The sequence below is a fragment of the Sulfitobacter sp. 15WGC genome, assembly GCF_005068605.1.
Lineage (GTDB): Bacteria > Pseudomonadota > Alphaproteobacteria > Rhodobacterales > Rhodobacteraceae > Sulfitobacter > Sulfitobacter faviae.
The window spans coordinates 258,676-274,706 of sequence record NZ_SZNL01000001.1; the positions used below are offsets into that span (position 1 = coordinate 258,676).

Genomic DNA, 16,031 nt, shown 5'->3' on the forward strand with positions numbered 1-16,031 from the left:
CGGATCATGCCCACAGAAATTCTCATGCCCGCCCTTTCGCCCACGATGGAGGAAGGCACGCTCGCCAAGTGGCTGGTCAAAGAGGGTGACGAGGTCGCCTCGGGCGACATCCTCGCCGAGATCGAAACCGACAAGGCCACGATGGAGTTCGAAGCCGTCGACGAAGGCACCATCGGCAAGATACTGATCGAAGAAGGCAGCGAAGGCGTGAAGGTAAACACGCCGATCGCCGTGCTGCTCGAAGAAGGCGAAAGCGCCGACGCCATCGACAGCGCCGCCCCGGCCAAAGAAGAGAAACCTCAGGCAGAGGAAACGCCCAAAGCAGCCGAGGCCGAAACGCCCGAAGCGGGCTATGGCCGCGGTGCGACGGATGCGAATGACGCGCCGCCCAAGAGCGACGCCAAAGCCCCCGCCGCGCCCAAGGACGACAAGGGTGGGCGCATCTTCGCCTCCCCCCTCGCCCGCCGGATCGCTGCGGACAAGGGTCTCGACCTCGCCCAGATCGAAGGCAGCGGCCCGCGCGGTCGGATTGTCAAAGCCGATGTGGAAAGCGCCCAGCCGACGGCTGCCAAGGCTGACAGCCCCGCCGCCACCAAAGACGCCGCGCCGGTGACACAGCCTGCTCCTGCTGGCCCCTCCTCCGACGCCGTGCGCAAGATGTACGAGGACCGCGAGGTCGAAGAGGTCAAGCTCGACGGGATGCGCAAGACCATCGCCGCGCGCCTCACCGAGGCCAAGCAGACGGTCCCGCATTTCTACCTACGCCGCGACATCCAGATCGACGCGCTGCTCTCGTTCCGGGCTGAGGTCAACAAGCAGCTCGAAGCCCGGGGCGTGAAGCTTTCGGTCAACGACTTCATCATCAAAGCCTGTGCGTTGGCGCTGCAATCGGTGCCCGATGCCAATGCGGTCTGGGCCGGGGATCGTATTCTGAAGCTCAAACCCTCGGACGTGGCCGTGGCCGTGGCCATCGAAGGCGGGCTCTTCACCCCGGTCCTTCAGGACGCCGACACCAAGTCGCTCTCGACCCTCTCGGCGCAGATGAAAGACCTCGCAACCCGCGCCCGCGACCGCAAGCTGGCACCGCATGAGTATCAGGGCGGCAGCTTCGCGATCTCCAACCTCGGCATGTTCGGGATCGACAATTTCGACGCGGTCATCAACCCGCCGCATGGTGCGATCCTCGCCGTGGGGGCTGGTGTCAAAAAGCCGATCATCGGCAAGGACGGTGAGATCGCAGCGGCGACAGTCATGTCCGTGACCCTCTCGGTCGATCACCGCGTGATCGACGGGGCGCTCGGGGCCCAGCTGTTGAACGCGATTGTCGAGAACCTTGAAAATCCGATGATCATGCTGGCCTAAAGGCTGCACCTCACAAACGAAGAAAGCCGGGGCATGCCCCGGCTTTTTTTATTGCGATACTGGCATCTGACCCTATTCGGCGTCTGGCCCGAAGAGATGGTTCATCGACATTGACGGTTGATCACAGCCCGCCTCCCCAACGATCCGCGCGGGGATCCCGGCGACGGTTTTGCAGGCGGGCACAGGCTCCAGCACAACCGACCCCGCCGCGATGCGGCTGCAATGGCCGATAGAGATATTGCCCAAAACCTTCGCGCCTGCACCGATCAACACGCCATTGCCGATCTTGGGGTGACGGTCCTCTTCCTCTTTGCCGGTGCCGCCAAGGGTCACCGAATGCAGCATTGAGACATTGTCACCCACTACCGCCGTCTCACCGATGACGATGGAATGCGCGTGGTCGATCATGATGCCCTTGCCCATCTTGGCCGCCGGATGGATATCCAAGCCAAAAATCTCGCTCACCCGCATCTGGATGAAATAGGCCAGATCGCGCTTGCCCTTAGCATAGAGGTAGTGGCCCACACGGTAGGCCTGCACCGCCTGATAGCCTTTGAAATACAGAATCGGCTGCAACAGCCGGTGGCAGGCCGGGTCGCGGTCATAGATGGCCACGAGATCGGCACGCGCCGCGGCGACGAGATCGGGGTCTTCGGCATAGGCTTCTTCGACCATCTCGCGCACGACCATCATCGACATCTCGTTCGACGAAAGCTTGGCCGCGATGCGGTAGGAAAGCGCATTCTCGATAGATTTATGGTGCAGGATACAGGCATGCACAAAGCCGCCGATCAACGGCTCATCACGCACCGCATCCTCGGCTTCTTGCTGAATCTGGTCCCAGACCGGGTCCACTTTCGAGATATTTCTGCGTGTCTGCGCCATGGCACGGGCTCCTTCACTCTGCCGTAAGGGTAGCTCATGCAATAGCGTAGGACCATTTGTAAATCCGCACATGCTCAAAATCGTGATAACGCGCGGGCCTATCCGGGGATGGTCAAACCTGTAGTCGGCCCCGCGCCATATGTGGCCGAGACCTGCGCCACCGTCACGTCAAACGCTCCGCTGACGCCATCAGCCGCCCGTGCCGCGGTGCTATAGGTCCACCGCGGCGTATCAAGCAGCACCTCCCGCCGCTGCTCGTTGCCTTCGAAAACGCGTAAGAGATAGCGTTCACTCTCCTCACCTAGCGGCACCTCCGGCCCCTCCCAAGCGTCGCCGTCGGTCCGCGTTCGGCGAATCCAGCTAAGGGTGATATCGCCACTGGCCCCAGCCTCGGCCCGCAGATGACAGGGGCTGTAGGGCCGCAGACCATTCCCGTCAAAGGCATGAACCTGATGCAGGTAAGAGGGGTCATCCACCGGTCGCCGCGCAGGCCCGATGCGGTAATGCTGTGCCACGCGGCGCAGATGCGGGCTCAGCTCGACCTGCTGTGGCGTGCCGTTCATCAGCACAAAGCGCGACCCGGCGGGCCAAACCTCGGGCATCAACCCATCGCTGCCCGCCTGCCCGCGCAAACGACCCGTCAGCCAATAGGTCATCGGGGCGACAAGCTGCGCCTCCTCAAACTGGAACAACTCCCAACGGTCCGCGCTCCCATCCCCAATGGCGGCAAGGTTCGCCCCATTCAAAAGCGCCTCTCTGCTAACGGACTGAAGGCTGCCGCTGGTTAATTTGACCTCCAGCACCGGCCCCGCGTCAATCAACCCTGGTCGTGCTGCGTGCAACGGCGTTTGGGTAACGCCCATGATCGACCGGTTCGCCACGATGGCGTTTAGCGCATAGTCCGAATCCACGGCAGAGCGATAGACCGCGACGGACCCCGGCCAAGGGGTCGCCGTCACCGCCAGATGCGGCGCATGGGGCACCTCATCCCCACGCAAAAGCGGCAGGTCCATGAACTGCGGCAGAACCGGCAGCGGGGGGACGAAGGGGCGCAGCGCTGCAAGCTCTTCTTCAAGCGGTGCGGGATCATAGACTTCGGGCTCGATCCGAACGGCGTCGATCAGCAGGGAACCGGCCTGTTCCACCCGGTCGACGCGGTAGTGCCCCGGCCCCTCCGCCCCATCGCCCGGCAGTTCGATCACATCCCCCGCCCCGACAGCCATCCCCGACGGCGGCAATGCCAGCCGCAGCATCTCACGCGCGACGCGCGCTTCGGTCAGCCAGCGTTCGGCCACCTGCCGCCCCTCACCTCGGGTCAAGGCCATGTTCAGCTCGGTCCCGGTGACCGCATGGGTCGCCTCATCCGCCAAAACCGCCTCTTCGGCAATCGGGTCAAAATCCGCATCGGCCTGAATGAACCGCAGCCGCACACGGCCCGAGACTTCGGCCTCCGCCTCACGCGACTGCTCGGTCACCCCGCTCAGATCGGGGTGAACCGCGAGGCGATCGGGGTCGAGGGGCAGCGCATCTGCCCCGTCACGCATCCGAAACTGCAAGATCCCGTCGCGTTCAATCGCGTCAAACCCATAACGCAGCATCAGCGGTTGCAGCGCGGCACGTGCCTCGCCAACCTCGGCCACTGTGTAGCCGCGCACATAGCCGAACAGCGCGGAGGTATCGAAATGCGCCACACCCGCCCGTCGGCAAATCTCCCCCACGACCGAGGCCAGCGACCGCGCCGAGGCCCGCCCGTTCAGCCAGTGGCCACGGCTGTAATTCTCTCCATCGCTCCAGAGATCGACATTATTGGGGAAAAAGGGAAAAGGCCGCGTGTCCCATGCCCAGACAAAAGCACGTGTCATATCCAGCATCGGCGCGCCATATTCTTCCGAGATCGGATTATGCGCCGGATCGCGCCAGTAGTCCGAGATCGCCCGCAGATATTGCATCTGCATCAGATCGTCCCGTGCGCCAGTGGAATAATGCGGCAAGGCGCTTTCCGAGCTCTTCAGATCGAGAAACTTGTTGGGCTGGTTCGCCCCTTTGTCGATGGCCGCGCAGCCGTATTCCGTGAACCAGATCGGTTTCGACATCGGCTGCCATTCCGTTGGAGCGGCTTGCCGCTGCCCGCCGATACGGGGGTGGTGCGGGCTCTCCCACCATTGGCGCAGGTCTTTGTAGCGGTACACCCAAGGCTCATCATGCGCGCCATCGGTGATCGGCGTGCGGATCTGCGCGTCGCGGGCCTCGGGCGAATGGTAGTACCAGTCATAGCCCTCGCCGCCTTCGATGTTGGATTTCAGATAGCCGACATCGTAGATCGCGGGCCAGTTCTCGCCGTCCAGATGCCCTTCCTCATCGCGCCAATCGGACAGCGGCATGTAGTTGTCGATCCCGATGAAATCGATCTGCGGATCGGCCCATAGCGGATCAAGGTGAAAGAAGACATCGCCGCTGCCATCCTGCGGGTGATAGCCGAAATACTCAGACCAATCAGCGGCATAGCTGATCTTAACCTCCGGCCCCAACAAGGCGCGCACTTCTCCGGCCAAGGCCCGCAGCGCGGGCACCGCGGGAAAGCTGTTGCCCGCCGCGCGTGTCTGCGTCAGCCCCCGCATTTCCGAGGAGATGCAAAACGCCTCGACCCCGCCCGCCGCGGCGCAAAGCGCGGCGTAATGCAAGATGAAGCGCGATAGGGTCCATTCCTCGGGGCCGTTGTAGACGACCGAGCCGTCGCCCACCGCGAAATCCGCAGCCGTGACGGTTCCGAAAAACGCCGCCACCTCAGCTTCTGCCGCCGCCGTACCATCCGGGCTGCCCGGCCGCCCCGGGGCCACCGAAAGCGTGATCCGCCCGCGCCACGGTAGGCGGGGCTGGTCCTCGGCATCGCTATAGGGGTCCGGCAGCCCGTTGCCTTCGGTCTGATCCATCAAGATGAAGGGATAGAACATCACCGCCTTACCCGCCGCCTTCAGCGCTTGGATGGCCTCGACCACCGCGGCATCGGCGGGCGTGCCGCCGTAGATCGGACGCGCGTCTTGCTGGGTGATCACCTCTGCCGTGCCACGCGTCACGCCAGAGACTCGCCAAGGCATGTTCTCGCCGTCAATATCCGGGTCTTCGACCTTGGGCCGCAGGCGACAGTCACCGCAGCGCAGATCGCTGCCAAACCACGACACGACGAGAGAGGCCGCTTCCAACCGTGGCAATTCCTCGGTCAGGCTTTCCAAGGAAACCGCAAAATCGGTCTTGGCGGCGGGCGAGTTCACATTGGCGCTCCACCGGCTGCCGGGGCCGTCGGTGTAATGCACCGGGGTCGTCGCCAGCGCGTATTCCCCCGTGCCGGGGATCAAGGCGACCCCCTGAACCCCATAGGCGGGGGCGTGCTCCCAGCCCGGCGCTTGCGGCTGTTCGGGGCGCATCACCTCGAAAGAGAACTGCGGCACCCGGTTGCCAAATTGCGCAAGCGGGAGGTCTTCCATCACCACATAGGCCGTGCCGCGATAGGCGGGCACCCGGTCCGCGCCCTCGATCGCGGCGATGGTCGGGTCGGGCTGCTGGTCCGCCGCGCCTCGGTAAACGCGCATGTTCAGATCGTCCGGGGCAATCTCCTCCCCATCCGCCCAGATGCGCCCAACGCTGGTGATCTCCCCTTCGCAGAGCGCGATGGCAAGGCTGACGGTATAGCTGTACTCGGACGTCTTCGGCCTTGGCGGGCCACCCTTGCCGCCGCCACTGACTTCGGTGACCTCTTGGAACCGCGACGCCCAGATGACATGCCCCGCCAGTCGCATCCGCCCGTAAAGCTGCGGGATCGCCGCCCCCTCGCCCGAGCCTGTCAGGCGAAAGCGATCCACCTTACCGGTCTCGACCGCCTCTCCGCCTTGGCCCAGCAAGCGTTGATCCACCAATCGCCCAAGGCTCGCCCCCACCGCGCGGCCCACCGCGACCGAAGACAGCCCCGCCAGCGTGCCCCCGATGGAGCCGCCAACCGCCGCCCCTGCTGCCGAAAGAACAATCGTCGCCATCAGGAGGCCTCCTCAGGAAATACAAATCGCGCCACGATGCGCCGCTGCCATGGCGGGCTGAGCGGGCTTTCCACCACCCCGTGCCGCGCATAGGCGTGAATGAAACTGGCGCTGGCCCCGACGCGCGCCTGCAGTCCAAGGTGCTTTGCCACCGCACCCTGCCGCATCCGGAAAAGCAGCACGTCACCGGGGGCAGCATCACCGCTGTCTTTCACCGCCATATGCCGTAGCGCCGCCGCCCAGAGCCGCTCCTCCCCCTGCGGCTCGGACCAATCCATCGAATAGGGTGGCACCGCCTCAGGGTCCGCGCCCAGCAACTCCTGCCAAAGCCCCCGGATCAGCCCCAGACAATCGCAGCCCGCCCCCTTTGTCGCGGCCTGATGCACATAGGGCGTGCCAATCCATTCGCGGGCGGCCTGCACCAAACGCTCTCCCGCAGCACTCATCGGCGCGACCCGCCGCCGTTCACACCGTCCGACCGGGGCACCGCCATCATCCAATCCTCCCCCGGCAAATCGGGAAAGCCGCGAAAGTTCAGCAGGTTGTTGAACTTCAGCCGACAGGTCTCCATCCGCTTGTCGCAGCCTGCGGTAAGCCGGACACGGGTGCCCGACGCCACCGCCCCGCGGATCGGTTGCCAAAGCTCGATCACGCGCTGCCCGTCCTCATGGTAGTCACGTTTTACCATGCCCCAGAGTCCCGCCGCGGGCCCCTCCAGCACATCGAGCCGCCCCCGGGCGAACCAACCTTCCTCGTAGCCCGGGAACGCGGTCCAACGGAAATACTGCGCCTCCGCCACCGTCTCGACCACACGCGTCTCAGCATAGCCGGGCGCGGTGAGATCGAACCGGCAATCACCATCCCCCAACACCGCCGAGCAGGGCTTTTGATAGACGCGCCCCATGGGCCGGTTGAGCGGTTCCGTCAGCCCCCGCAACTCGGCGCGAAAGCTGCCCCCCGCGCGGTGCAGATCACCGATTGAGCCGTGAAATTGCAGCCGCCGCTGCGCGGGGTTTGCCCAGTTCACCAGCCACGCCTGCACCTCGGCCCCATCAAAGCGCCCCTGCTCGATCTCACCCTCGCGGATCGCATCATCGCTGAGCGCGCCAAGCGCCTCTGTGTTATCAACCGCCAGCCCGCTGGTTTGTGCCAGCGCCCGCGCGCTCAGCCCGGTATCGGCGCGAAAAGTGACCCCGTCGAACATCAGCGGCATGTCGTGATCGGTAAAGGCAAATATCGCCCCATCCGCGCGCGTCACCTGCCAGCAATGGCAGAGTGTCGTCACACCCTGCGCGATATGGGCTCCAAAGCCCCTGTCCAGCCCCGCCATCAGACCCGCACCTCGATCACCGGCACGTCGGGCACCTGTCCGGCCTGAAAACTCTCGACCGAGACCAGAATGCGGTCGGTGTCAAATCGCACCGGCACGTCGAACTCGAAGCCCGCAAAAATCTCGATTTCAGGGTCAGGCGGATGGGCAAAGGTGACAATCCCGCTCTCTGCGTCGACCTCATATTCGACGCCCTCGCGCAGCTCATCCTGCTCAAGCCCCACGCGCACGGTCCCCGCGACCGGTTTGGTGATCGGACGGCGATAAGACTGCGCGCCCGAGCGGTAGGTCTTGGTCAGTTGAAACGCCGCCCGAACCCCATCCCCATAGCCGATGCTCTGGTCGTCGAAAGCCACCGGAAGCGCCATTTTGCCCGACTTATAATCAGCCCAATCCTTCCAGCGAAACCCGTACATCTGCCCCATGCGCGCCTCGAAAAAGGCAATCAGCACCTGCAGATCATCGATCGAGCGCATCCCCAGCCCGGCATCATAGACCCGCCGCGAATGGGCCCAGGGCGTGTTACGCTCCTCATGACCGTTGGCCAAGCTGACCACATCTGTCTGCCGTTGCGGCCCCCCGACAGAGCCAAAGCTCAGCGACGGGGGAAATCTGACCTCGTGAAACTGCATGATCTGCTCCTTTATCCGCCGCGCGGCCTATCGGTTGCGGTTGCCGGTGCTGAGGGCACGGCTCAACTGTGCGGCGATCTGGCTTTGGCTGCGTTGAAACCCCTGCACATCGGGAGTGGTGATGTTCATCACGATGGTCGTCGCGCCGCCGCCGCTACCGCGCACGCCCAGCTTGCCATCCGCCCCCCGCGCCAAGGGCATGATCGCCTCCGGCCCGGCCTCACCCATCAGCCCCGTGCCGCCGCGCATGGGAAAGGCGGTCGCCGAGGTAACCACCCCGCCCTGCGCGAAAGGCATGACCTTACCTTGCGAGAAAGGCGCGCCATCGGCGAAGGGCAATATCCCCTCTACGATGCTGCCCACGCCCTCGCTGATCAGCCCGCCGAAATGGTCCGTCACCGGGCGCATCGCGGCATTGTAAGTCGTGCGGATCATCGACTGCGCCAAGTCGCTTAGCGCGTCCGAGAGTTTGGCCCCGTCAAAGACCACCCCATCAAAGGCCCGCCGCAACCCACGGCTCAGCCCTTTCTCAAGGGTCGCCACGTCTTTGCCCGTCGCGGCAAGCGCGCCGCGCATCCGCCGCAGCTCACCGTCGAACCCGGCCACCAAACCGCTGGTCTGCGCCAGTGTCTCATTCAGCCCCTCGGCGCGGCTCTCAAGGTCATCGAAATCGTCAAAGTCAGCCATCACCGGCCCCTTTCGTCTCATCTGGATAGGCCGCCATCAGCGCGGCGAGACCGTCGCTCAGCAGTGGCGCGGGGCCAGACTTCGGCCCCAGCATCAACTGTAACTCCGCCGGCGTCAGCGCCCAGAATTGATCCGGCAGCAGCCCCAATCGTGACAGCCCCACCCGCAGCAACGCGGGCCAGTCAAAGCCGCTTGCCGCGTTCACGCCTGCACCGTAAAGGCCCGCGCCAGCAATTCAGCCGCGGCCCGCGCCGCCGCCATCGGCCCGCCCTCGATCTGCGCGTGCTCAAGCGTTGCGGCATCCATCTCCGCCCCACCTCCGCGCAGCCCGGCCAGCAACAGGGCCAAGACATCGCGGCTCGAAAAACGATTGCTTTCAAACCGCTCTACCAGGGCCACAAGGCTGTCGGCCTGCAACCCCGCCTCCAACTCGGCCAAGGCCCCAAGGGTCAGCCGTGCCTCATGACGTTCACCATCAATCACGAGGCTCACCTCGCCGCGCCACGGGTTCGCCATGCTCACACCACCACATCGGGCGTAAAGATCAGCTCCCCCGCCGATTGCAGACTAAGCTCAAAGGTGGCCTCCCCATTCAGCGACCCCGCGTATTCCAAAGCGGAGACCTGAAACGGCCCCTGCACCACGCCGAAATCCGGAATGATCACCTGAAAATCCGGCGTCAGCCCGTTGAAAAACAACTGCCGCGCCCGTTCATCGGTGCCCGCATCGCGGAACACCCCCGACCCGCTGATCGCGGCTGAGCGGACACCGGCACCCGCCAGCAACTCCCGCCAACCGCCGCTTGAATCGAGCGAGGTCACATCCACCGTTTCGGCGTTGAAACTCACCCGTTTGGCCCTGAGCCCGGCGATCGTCTCGAACTGCCCATCGCTGGTCATATCCACTTTGACCAAAAGGTCCTTGCCCGCTTGAACTGCCATCACTGTCTCCTCGCACCAATCTGAAATCTAAAGTCTTATGCGTCCGCGACCCGGGCGCGGAATTGCAGGTCGATCCGTCGGGCAGAGGCCCCATCGATCCGCCGCGCCGTCGCTTTGAGAAAGGCCATATCCACCACGCGCCCCCGGCTGAGCGCCGGCACCGCCCCATGCAGCAGGTCTGAGATCACCGCCGCGCAGCCCTTCGCCGTGCTGAACCCCGGCGCGCTGGTGACCACCGACAGGGTCAGCCGATGCTCCGCCCCTGCACCTTCGGGATCCGACAGATCCTTCGCCACCTCCTGGCCCAAGAGCACATAGGTCTCTGGCAGGCTCCCCCCTGGCACCGCGTCATAGACCGCGTCACCGATCAGCGCGGTGAGCCCCGGATCGCTCTGCAACAGGTCATAAACCGCCGCCTGCAATGCCCCTGAAAGCGCATAGGTCATACCGCCACCTCCTCATCGGCAAAGCAGATCAGATACCGCCCGCCCGCATCGCTTTCGGCCACCGCCCGGATTACGAAGACCCGCGTGCCCTCGCGAAACCGCTGCTCGGGGGTTGGTCGCTGCGGGGCACCTTCCGGCGTCGCACGCACTGTGATCTTGACCCCCATCCGGCTGACGGCCACCCCGCCCTGCGCAGTCTCCCGCCCCGTCCGCGCGCGCACCTCGGCCCAGAGGGTGCCCACGGGCTGCCAGACCTCGTGATGCCCTCCCGCGCCATCACTCACCCGCTGCGCCGCTTCCAATACAAGGGGCCGGTTCAACTGCGGGCGGCTCATGCCGTTCCCCCAAAGCCGAGGCGCACCCGGCGGTAGCGTTCGATCAGGCTGCTGACGCCAAAGGGCATGCACCCTTCGCCAAGCGCCGTATCGTCGCGGTATTCATAGTAATGCGCGGCCAGCAGCATCACCGCTTGGGCCAAATCATCCGGCAACCCGCCCCAATCAGCGGCCATGCCCGCGTCGAAACTGATTAGCGCGGCCCCCGCACTCGGGATGCGCGGCAGGGCGGCGGTGCTGGCCCGAAGACGCGGCGCTTGCGCATCGCGTTCCAGCCAATAGCGCTCGGGGTCCACCGCCGTCTCCACCCCGTCCCGCGCCACAAGCGCCACCCGCGCGATCTCTTGCACAGGGGCCACGGGCAAGACCTGCGCCGCGGCATCGCGCCAAAAGGTCAGCGACAGGGCAAAACGCCGAATGATCAACACCTTGCCCGTCCGCGCCTCCACCGCCGCCATCGCCGCGCGCAGGAAGCTGCGCAACACCGGGTCTTGAAGGCCGTCCTGCGCAAAGCCGGTGCCAAGGCGCAGATGCATTCTGAAGGCCTCAACCGGCAAGACCGCATCCGGCACATTTGTCTCTTCGATCAACATCATCGAACGTCTCCAAAAATCGCTCCCGCGCCCCTCGGGGCCATGCGGTTATTCCCGGACGCGCACCGGTTGCATTGCTCGGTCGGAGGGGAGCAGCTAGACAACGCAACCTCGCAGGCGCACGTCCGGACCGGGGCCAAGTTGCCCCGGCCCCGGCTTCGGCACCGGCTTACGCCAGGCCGAATTTCATCAGCTTGATCGCCGCGAAATCGCTCACGTCGCCGCCGACACGTTTGGTGGCATAGAACAGCACATGCGGCTTGGCGCTGAACGGATCGCGCAGGATGCGCAGATCGGGGCGCTCGGCCACGGTGTAGCCTGCCGAAAAGTCGCCAAAGGCGATGGCCATCGCATCGGTCGCCGGATCGGGCATGTCCTCGGCCACCAGCACCGGATAGCCCATCAGCCGCGCAGGCTCCCCCGCCGCCAACCCGTCGGACCACAGGAACCGTCCATCGGTGTCTTTCAACTTGCGCACCTTTGCCGTGGTCTTTGAGTTCATCACGAAAACCGCATTCTTGCGGTAAGCCGCGCCAAGGGCATAGACCAACTCAATGATCGCATCCGCCTCGGGGTTGGCGTTGGTGCCGCTGGGGACATAACCCAGATTGCCCCAGGTCCAGACGCCGTTGTCCACCGCCGGATGGCTCAGAAAACCGGTAGGCTTGTCGATGCCGTCACCGCTGACAAAAGCCGCCGCTTCGGCCCGTGCAAATTTGTCAGCGATACGCCCCGCCAGCCAACCTTCGATATCAAAGGCGCTGTCATCCAGCAGACGTTGGCTCGCCTTGGGCAGCGCGCTCAACTCATGCAGCGGCACGGTGATCCGGTCGATCTGGGGCGTGTCCGTCTCGGCCTGCGCGCCGCTCTCGGTCGCCCAACCAGCGCCCACATCGGCGTGATCGACCAACACGTCATAAGACGTGGCCTCCACCTGCACCACCGAGGCAATTGCGCGGATCGACGCGCCCGCATTCAGCACAGATTGCACCCGGTCGGCGGTTTGCGGATCCACCAGATAGCCGCCATCCGAATTCACCGCCGTCGACATCGATTTGCCATCCAGTTCCAGCCCCCGCAGCCCGTCGTCATCGCCGTTGCGCAGATAGGCGTCAAAGGCTTTCTTATGCGGCGCATCGTGATCGATCGCGCCCCCCAAAGGGCTGCGGGCAGGCAGGGTCATCTTGCGGTCGATCATGGCAATTCGCTCTTCTGATTGTTGAAGTTTCGTATCGATCTCGGCCCGAAAGCCGTTGAAGTCACTGACAAAACCGCTCACGGCCTGCCGCACTTCCTCCGCCGGAGACAGGTCTTTGCCCGCCTTTGTGCTCATCTCACTCTTGGTCATCGCTTTTCCTTCGATCTGCTCAGTCAAACTCAGGCTCTGCCCCGCACCATCTCGGCCCGCGCGGCATCAAAGGCCGCCGCCATCTCGCGCAGCACATAGCCCACGGCCCTGAACTCCCCCTTCGCCCCGACCCGCGCCGAGGGCAGCATCGGAAAGGTCACCAAAGACACCTCCCAAAGCTCCAGTTCCGACAACAGCCGCAGCCCTTTGGTGGTCTTGCCCGCCTTCACGGTGCGGTAGCCGATGCTGAGCCCGTCGATGGCCCCCGCCTCGATCAGCGCCGCCGCCTCCCGGCCCTTGGCCACAGTGCTAAGGATGCGCCCCTTGACCCAAAGGCCCCGGCCATCCTCGCGCACCTCGTCCCAAACGCCGATGGGCTGGGCCGGATCGTGCTGCCACAGCATCTTGACGCTGCGTCCCGCCTTCGCGACCGCCGCAAGGCTCGCTGCATAGGCCCCCGGCTCGACCACATCGCCGCCCTGATCGACCGCGCCAAAGAGGCTGGCATAGCCGCTGATTTCCAGCCCATCCTCGACCGGCGTCACGCTGCCGAAGCGGGCAAATTTATGCTCCAACCCGCTGCCCGTAGGCGCAACTTCCCCGTTCTCCGGCCAGCCGCCGGAGGCATCCAATTGATAAGTCATCGTATTTTTCCTCGTTCAGCCCGCTATGGTGCCACCGCCAGAAAGGATTGCACCGCCTGCGCCAAGATCACCGCCACCACGCCGTAGACCGTAAGCCACAGCCGCCGTTCCAACCGCTCCATCATCTGCTCAATCCGGTCGAGCCGCTTTTGCATGTTCTCCCGGTGCACCGCGCTGAGCGTCTCATGCGCTTGAAGCCGCAACCCCGGCGCGCATTCGAAGCGCTCGATTTCACGCAGCTCAGGCATCATCGGCCACCGCTGGAAGCCCCAACAGGCTGCGTTTCTCCGCATTGCTCAGAAACGCCGCCGCAGACACCCGCGCCCATTGCGCATCACGCTCCGCAGCCAATGCAGGCACTTGATCGAGGTCCGGCTTCAAACTCACCGCCGCCCCCAAATACCCGCTTAACCACTCCGCCAGCGTCGCCGTCACCCGTGTCGCCAAAGGCAGCACTGTCAGACGATAGAACGCCCGATGCGCCTCTTGATAATTCGCGTAAGTGGCATCGCCCTGCACCCCGATCAGCATCGGCGGCACCCCAAAGGCAAGCGCAATCTCCCGCGCCGCACTCTCCTTGGTCTTTTGAAACTCCATATCCGAGGGCGAAAATCCCATCGGCTTCCAGTCGAGCCCACCCTCCAGCAGCATCGGCCGCCCGGCATTGCGCGCGCCTTGGTGATGGCTCTCCATCTCGCTCACCAGCCGGTCATACTGATCCTCGCTCAGCTTGCCCTGCCCCTCGGCCCCGCGATAGACGATCGCGCCGGAGGGCCGCGCGGCATTGTCCAACAATGCCTTCGACCAACGGCTCGCCGCGTTATGCACATCCATTGCCATGGCCGCCGCCTGCATGGGGCTGAACCCATAGTGATCGTCCTGGGGGTGAAAGTTGCGGATATGACAAACCGGCGTCGCCGCACCGCTTGCATCGAAACGGTGCTTGCGCCCGCCCACCGCATATTCATAGGCGATAGGCCAGCCATCCGCCCCCGGCACCACCCTCATCCGGTCCGAGCGAAGTACATGCAGTTCTACCGGCAAACCGCTCTCACCGCCCACGGCTTCGACATAGCCATCGCCGCTCAAAAGCATCTGCCCATACAGCGCCTCAAGCATCTCCGCCCGGCCTTGGCCCGCATTCGGGCGGCGCATCAGTTCGATCAGCGGGTGTTCGTCATAGCGCCGCGCGCTGTCCTGCACGACCAGCGGCAACGCTGCGGCAGCCTCAGCGATCAGCTTGACCGAGCGGAACCCAACCGGATTGCCACAGAACCCGGCACGCGTCAGGCTCACGCTATCGCGCGGGCTCCAAGCGACACGGCCCGAGGACTGATAGGCGACGACCGGCCCCGTGGCGGATGCTTTGCGCTCTGCTGTCTCACCTGCCGCCCCACGCCGTAGAAAATCGAATACCATGTCGTCGCTCCTCATTCTGCCCGGCCCCGGCGGCGAAGACCTGCCCCGCATTGCCCGGCGTTGTCAGACTTTCCCTGAAATCCCTTAACGCTGGAGAAACCCACCGTGCGCTGCCCCGCGCAACAGCCCGCTCACAGGCTCCGCACCCCCGGGCTGCGCCACTGCGCGGCAGGCTCGATCATCAGCTCATGCAGCGCCCAGACCAGCGCATCGGCGCGGTCCGGGCTGCCCTTGCCCTCGTACCCCCGCGCCGTCATCAGACACATCTGATCCTCCAGCGCATCGAGCCCCGGCAAATGGCTCACCCGGCCCTGCTCATAAAGCGCCGCCACAGGCTCGGCCCGCGCCACCTTGCCCCGCGCCGCATGCACGGTCTTGAGCGAGACCAGCGGATCGACCTGCCGCAAGACCTCGGCCACCAACTGCCCGCCCTGATTGACCTCAGCCACCAACCGATCCGCCCCGTAGCGCGTCATCGCCGCAATCGCCGCCTGCGCCCAGCCCATCGGCGTGGCCCCCTGCACCGTGCAATCGGCCAGCACCACCGCCCGCCAATCCTGCGGCGGCCCCTTGGTCTGCGCCCCCACCACCACGATGCCACATTCATCCGATCCCGCCCCGCTGGTCGTGGCAGGGTCAAGGCCCACCACGATGCGGTCCAACTCCGGCGCCTCCCGCAGCCGCCCCGCCTCTAACAAGGCCGAGGTCCACAGCGCCCCTTCGGCATCGGCCAACAGAACCCCGTCCAACTCCTGCCGCCCCAGCCGCGTGCCCCGGTAGCGCGCCCGCACCTCTTCAAGGAACGACCCCGCCAGATTGGCCGCATTCGCCTCCGTCGGCGCATGGGTCGTGACCGTCGAGGGCGCGGCCAAAAGCGCCTTCAACACATCTACGTTGCGCGGTGTCGTCGTCACGCAGACCTGCGGGCGCTCCCCCAAACGCAGCGCAAACTGCAACTGGTCCCAAGCCTCCTGCCCGCGCTTCCACTTTGCCAATTCATCCACCCAAGCCGCATCGAACTGCGGCCCGCGCAGCCCTTCGGGGTCATGCGCCGTATGCACCGTGGCAATCGCCCCATTCGGCCAGACCAACCGCTTGCGCGTCGCCTCCCAATCGGGCCGCCGATCCGGCGGGCTACAGGCCAGAATGCCGCTGTCGCCAAAGATCATCACCTCGCGCACCTGCTCGATGGTCTCGCCCACCAGCGCCACGCGACTGCACGCACCGGGGTCAAGCGGTCGGCTCCCCTCAACCTTGCTGCGGACCCATTCCGCCCCGGCCCGCGTCTTGCCCGCGCCGCGCCCGCCCATGATCACCCATGTCCGCCAATCGCCCTCGGGCGGCAGTTGGTGGTTGAGCGCCCAGAACTCAAACAAAAAAG

18 protein-coding genes are annotated in these 16,031 nt (G+C 65.0%); 1 reads left to right on the forward strand and 17 read right to left on the reverse strand.

Annotation, left to right across the window (positions count from 1 at the left end; all coding sequences use genetic code 11):
- Positions 1 to 6 precede the first annotated feature (6 nt).
- Positions 7 to 1,362 carry a pyruvate dehydrogenase complex dihydrolipoamide acetyltransferase gene (locus FCK22_RS01290; protein WP_067265378.1) on the forward strand — a complete coding sequence of 452 codons (1,356 nt, stop codon included), beginning with the start codon at positions 7 to 9 and terminating at the stop codon, positions 1,360 to 1,362.
- A 72-nt stretch (positions 1,363 to 1,434) separates the two neighbouring features.
- Here the strand turns inward: FCK22_RS01290 and cysE are convergent, their stop codons facing one another.
- The 17 genes from cysE to FCK22_RS01375 all read right to left on the reverse strand — a co-directional run.
- The gene (cysE, locus tag FCK22_RS01295; RefSeq protein WP_067265375.1) at positions 1,435 to 2,247 is read right to left on the reverse strand and encodes a serine O-acetyltransferase; all 813 of its coding nucleotides are present in this window, start codon (positions 2,245 to 2,247) and stop codon (positions 1,435 to 1,437) included.
- Between the two features lie 98 nt (positions 2,248 to 2,345).
- The gene (locus FCK22_RS01300) at positions 2,346 to 6,275 is read right to left on the reverse strand and encodes a glycoside hydrolase/phage tail family protein (protein WP_136720132.1); all 3,930 of its coding nucleotides are present in this window, start codon (positions 6,273 to 6,275) and stop codon (positions 2,346 to 2,348) included.
- On the reverse strand, positions 6,275 to 6,721 hold the full coding sequence (locus tag FCK22_RS01305; RefSeq protein WP_067263120.1) for an NlpC/P60 family protein: 447 nt from the start codon (positions 6,719 to 6,721) through the stop codon (positions 6,275 to 6,277). Before FCK22_RS01305 ends, FCK22_RS01300 begins: the two co-directional genes overlap by 1 nt.
- Positions 6,718 to 7,605 (reverse strand): DUF2163 domain-containing protein, encoded by an 888-nt coding sequence (locus tag FCK22_RS01310; RefSeq protein ID WP_067263123.1) that lies wholly within the window; start codon positions 7,603 to 7,605, stop codon positions 6,718 to 6,720. Before FCK22_RS01310 ends, FCK22_RS01305 begins: the two co-directional genes overlap by 4 nt.
- A complete protein-coding gene (locus FCK22_RS01315) occupies positions 7,605 to 8,237 on the reverse strand; it encodes a DUF2460 domain-containing protein (protein ID WP_067263125.1) in 633 nt (210 codons plus the stop codon). Before FCK22_RS01315 ends, FCK22_RS01310 begins: the two co-directional genes overlap by 1 nt.
- A gap of 27 nt (positions 8,238 to 8,264) precedes the next feature.
- Positions 8,265 to 8,924 (reverse strand): phage tail tape measure protein, encoded by a 660-nt coding sequence (locus tag FCK22_RS01320; protein ID WP_067263128.1) that lies wholly within the window; start codon positions 8,922 to 8,924, stop codon positions 8,265 to 8,267.
- Positions 8,917 to 9,129, reverse strand: a complete 213-nt coding sequence (locus FCK22_RS01325; RefSeq protein WP_067263130.1) for a rcc01693 family protein — start codon at positions 9,127 to 9,129, stop codon at positions 8,917 to 8,919. The genes FCK22_RS01320 and FCK22_RS01325 overlap by 8 nt, the downstream gene beginning before the upstream one ends.
- A complete protein-coding gene (locus FCK22_RS01330; protein ID WP_067263133.1) occupies positions 9,126 to 9,440 on the reverse strand; it encodes a gene transfer agent family protein in 315 nt (104 codons plus the stop codon). Before FCK22_RS01330 ends, FCK22_RS01325 begins: the two co-directional genes overlap by 4 nt.
- A gap of 2 nt (positions 9,441 to 9,442) precedes the next feature.
- Complete coding sequence (locus FCK22_RS01335; RefSeq protein WP_067263135.1) at positions 9,443 to 9,865, reverse strand: phage major tail protein, TP901-1 family; 423 nt, start codon at positions 9,863 to 9,865, stop codon at positions 9,443 to 9,445.
- Between the two features lie 35 nt (positions 9,866 to 9,900).
- Positions 9,901 to 10,311 carry a DUF3168 domain-containing protein gene (locus FCK22_RS01340; RefSeq protein ID WP_067263138.1) on the reverse strand — a complete coding sequence of 137 codons (411 nt, stop codon included), beginning with the start codon at positions 10,309 to 10,311 and terminating at the stop codon, positions 9,901 to 9,903.
- Complete coding sequence (locus FCK22_RS01345) at positions 10,308 to 10,646, reverse strand: head-tail adaptor protein (protein ID WP_136720133.1); 339 nt, start codon at positions 10,644 to 10,646, stop codon at positions 10,308 to 10,310. Before FCK22_RS01345 ends, FCK22_RS01340 begins: the two co-directional genes overlap by 4 nt.
- Positions 10,643 to 11,242, reverse strand: a complete 600-nt coding sequence (locus FCK22_RS01350; RefSeq protein ID WP_067261866.1) for a head-tail connector protein — start codon at positions 11,240 to 11,242, stop codon at positions 10,643 to 10,645. The genes FCK22_RS01345 and FCK22_RS01350 overlap by 4 nt, the downstream gene beginning before the upstream one ends.
- 166 nt (positions 11,243 to 11,408) lie before the next feature.
- Entirely contained in the window at positions 11,409 to 12,587 is a 1,179-nt protein-coding gene (locus tag FCK22_RS01355; protein WP_067261865.1) for a phage major capsid protein, read from the reverse strand.
- Between the two features lie 29 nt (positions 12,588 to 12,616).
- Positions 12,617 to 13,231, reverse strand: a complete 615-nt coding sequence (locus FCK22_RS01360) for an HK97 family phage prohead protease (protein WP_067261863.1) — start codon at positions 13,229 to 13,231, stop codon at positions 12,617 to 12,619.
- A gap of 23 nt (positions 13,232 to 13,254) precedes the next feature.
- A complete protein-coding gene (locus FCK22_RS01365; RefSeq protein WP_067261871.1) occupies positions 13,255 to 13,479 on the reverse strand; it encodes a hypothetical protein in 225 nt (74 codons plus the stop codon).
- The gene (locus tag FCK22_RS01370; RefSeq protein WP_067261861.1) at positions 13,472 to 14,650 is read right to left on the reverse strand and encodes a phage portal protein; all 1,179 of its coding nucleotides are present in this window, start codon (positions 14,648 to 14,650) and stop codon (positions 13,472 to 13,474) included. The genes FCK22_RS01365 and FCK22_RS01370 overlap by 8 nt, the downstream gene beginning before the upstream one ends.
- 131 nt (positions 14,651 to 14,781) lie before the next feature.
- Positions 14,782 to 16,031 (reverse strand): terminase family protein (locus FCK22_RS01375; RefSeq protein WP_248646399.1); only part of this gene is annotated, 1,250 nt, incomplete at its 5' end.

Excerpts from the sequence above, each read along its gene's own strand:
- FCK22_RS01290 (WP_067265378.1), top strand. The coding sequence starts at position 7 with ATGCCCACAGAAATTCTCATGCCCGCCCTTTCGCCCACGATGGAGGAA.
- cysE (WP_067265375.1), bottom strand. The coding sequence starts at position 2,247 with ATGGCGCAGACACGCAGAAATATCTCGAAAGTGGACCCGGTCTGGGAC.
- FCK22_RS01300 (WP_136720132.1), bottom strand. The coding sequence starts at position 6,275 with ATGGCGACGATTGTTCTTTCGGCAGCAGGGGCGGCGGTTGGCGGCTCC.
- FCK22_RS01305 (WP_067263120.1), bottom strand. The coding sequence starts at position 6,721 with ATGAGTGCTGCGGGAGAGCGTTTGGTGCAGGCCGCCCGCGAATGGATT.
- FCK22_RS01310 (WP_067263123.1), bottom strand. The coding sequence starts at position 7,605 with ATGGCGGGGCTGGACAGGGGCTTTGGAGCCCATATCGCGCAGGGTGTG.
- FCK22_RS01315 (WP_067263125.1), bottom strand. The coding sequence starts at position 8,237 with ATGCAGTTTCACGAGGTCAGATTTCCCCCGTCGCTGAGCTTTGGCTCT.
- FCK22_RS01320 (WP_067263128.1), bottom strand. The coding sequence starts at position 8,924 with ATGGCTGACTTTGACGATTTCGATGACCTTGAGAGCCGCGCCGAGGGG.
- FCK22_RS01330 (WP_067263133.1), bottom strand. The coding sequence starts at position 9,440 with ATGGCGAACCCGTGGCGCGGCGAGGTGAGCCTCGTGATTGATGGTGAA.
- FCK22_RS01335 (WP_067263135.1), bottom strand. The coding sequence starts at position 9,865 with ATGGCAGTTCAAGCGGGCAAGGACCTTTTGGTCAAAGTGGATATGACC.
- FCK22_RS01340 (WP_067263138.1), bottom strand. The coding sequence starts at position 10,311 with ATGACCTATGCGCTTTCAGGGGCATTGCAGGCGGCGGTTTATGACCTG.
- FCK22_RS01345 (WP_136720133.1), bottom strand. The coding sequence starts at position 10,646 with ATGAGCCGCCCGCAGTTGAACCGGCCCCTTGTATTGGAAGCGGCGCAG.
- FCK22_RS01350 (WP_067261866.1), bottom strand. The coding sequence starts at position 11,242 with ATGATGTTGATCGAAGAGACAAATGTGCCGGATGCGGTCTTGCCGGTT.
- FCK22_RS01355 (WP_067261865.1), bottom strand. The coding sequence starts at position 12,587 with ATGACCAAGAGTGAGATGAGCACAAAGGCGGGCAAAGACCTGTCTCCG.
- FCK22_RS01360 (WP_067261863.1), bottom strand. The coding sequence starts at position 13,231 with ATGACTTATCAATTGGATGCCTCCGGCGGCTGGCCGGAGAACGGGGAA.
- FCK22_RS01365 (WP_067261871.1), bottom strand. The coding sequence starts at position 13,479 with ATGCCTGAGCTGCGTGAAATCGAGCGCTTCGAATGCGCGCCGGGGTTG.
- FCK22_RS01370 (WP_067261861.1), bottom strand. The coding sequence starts at position 14,650 with ATGGTATTCGATTTTCTACGGCGTGGGGCGGCAGGTGAGACAGCAGAG.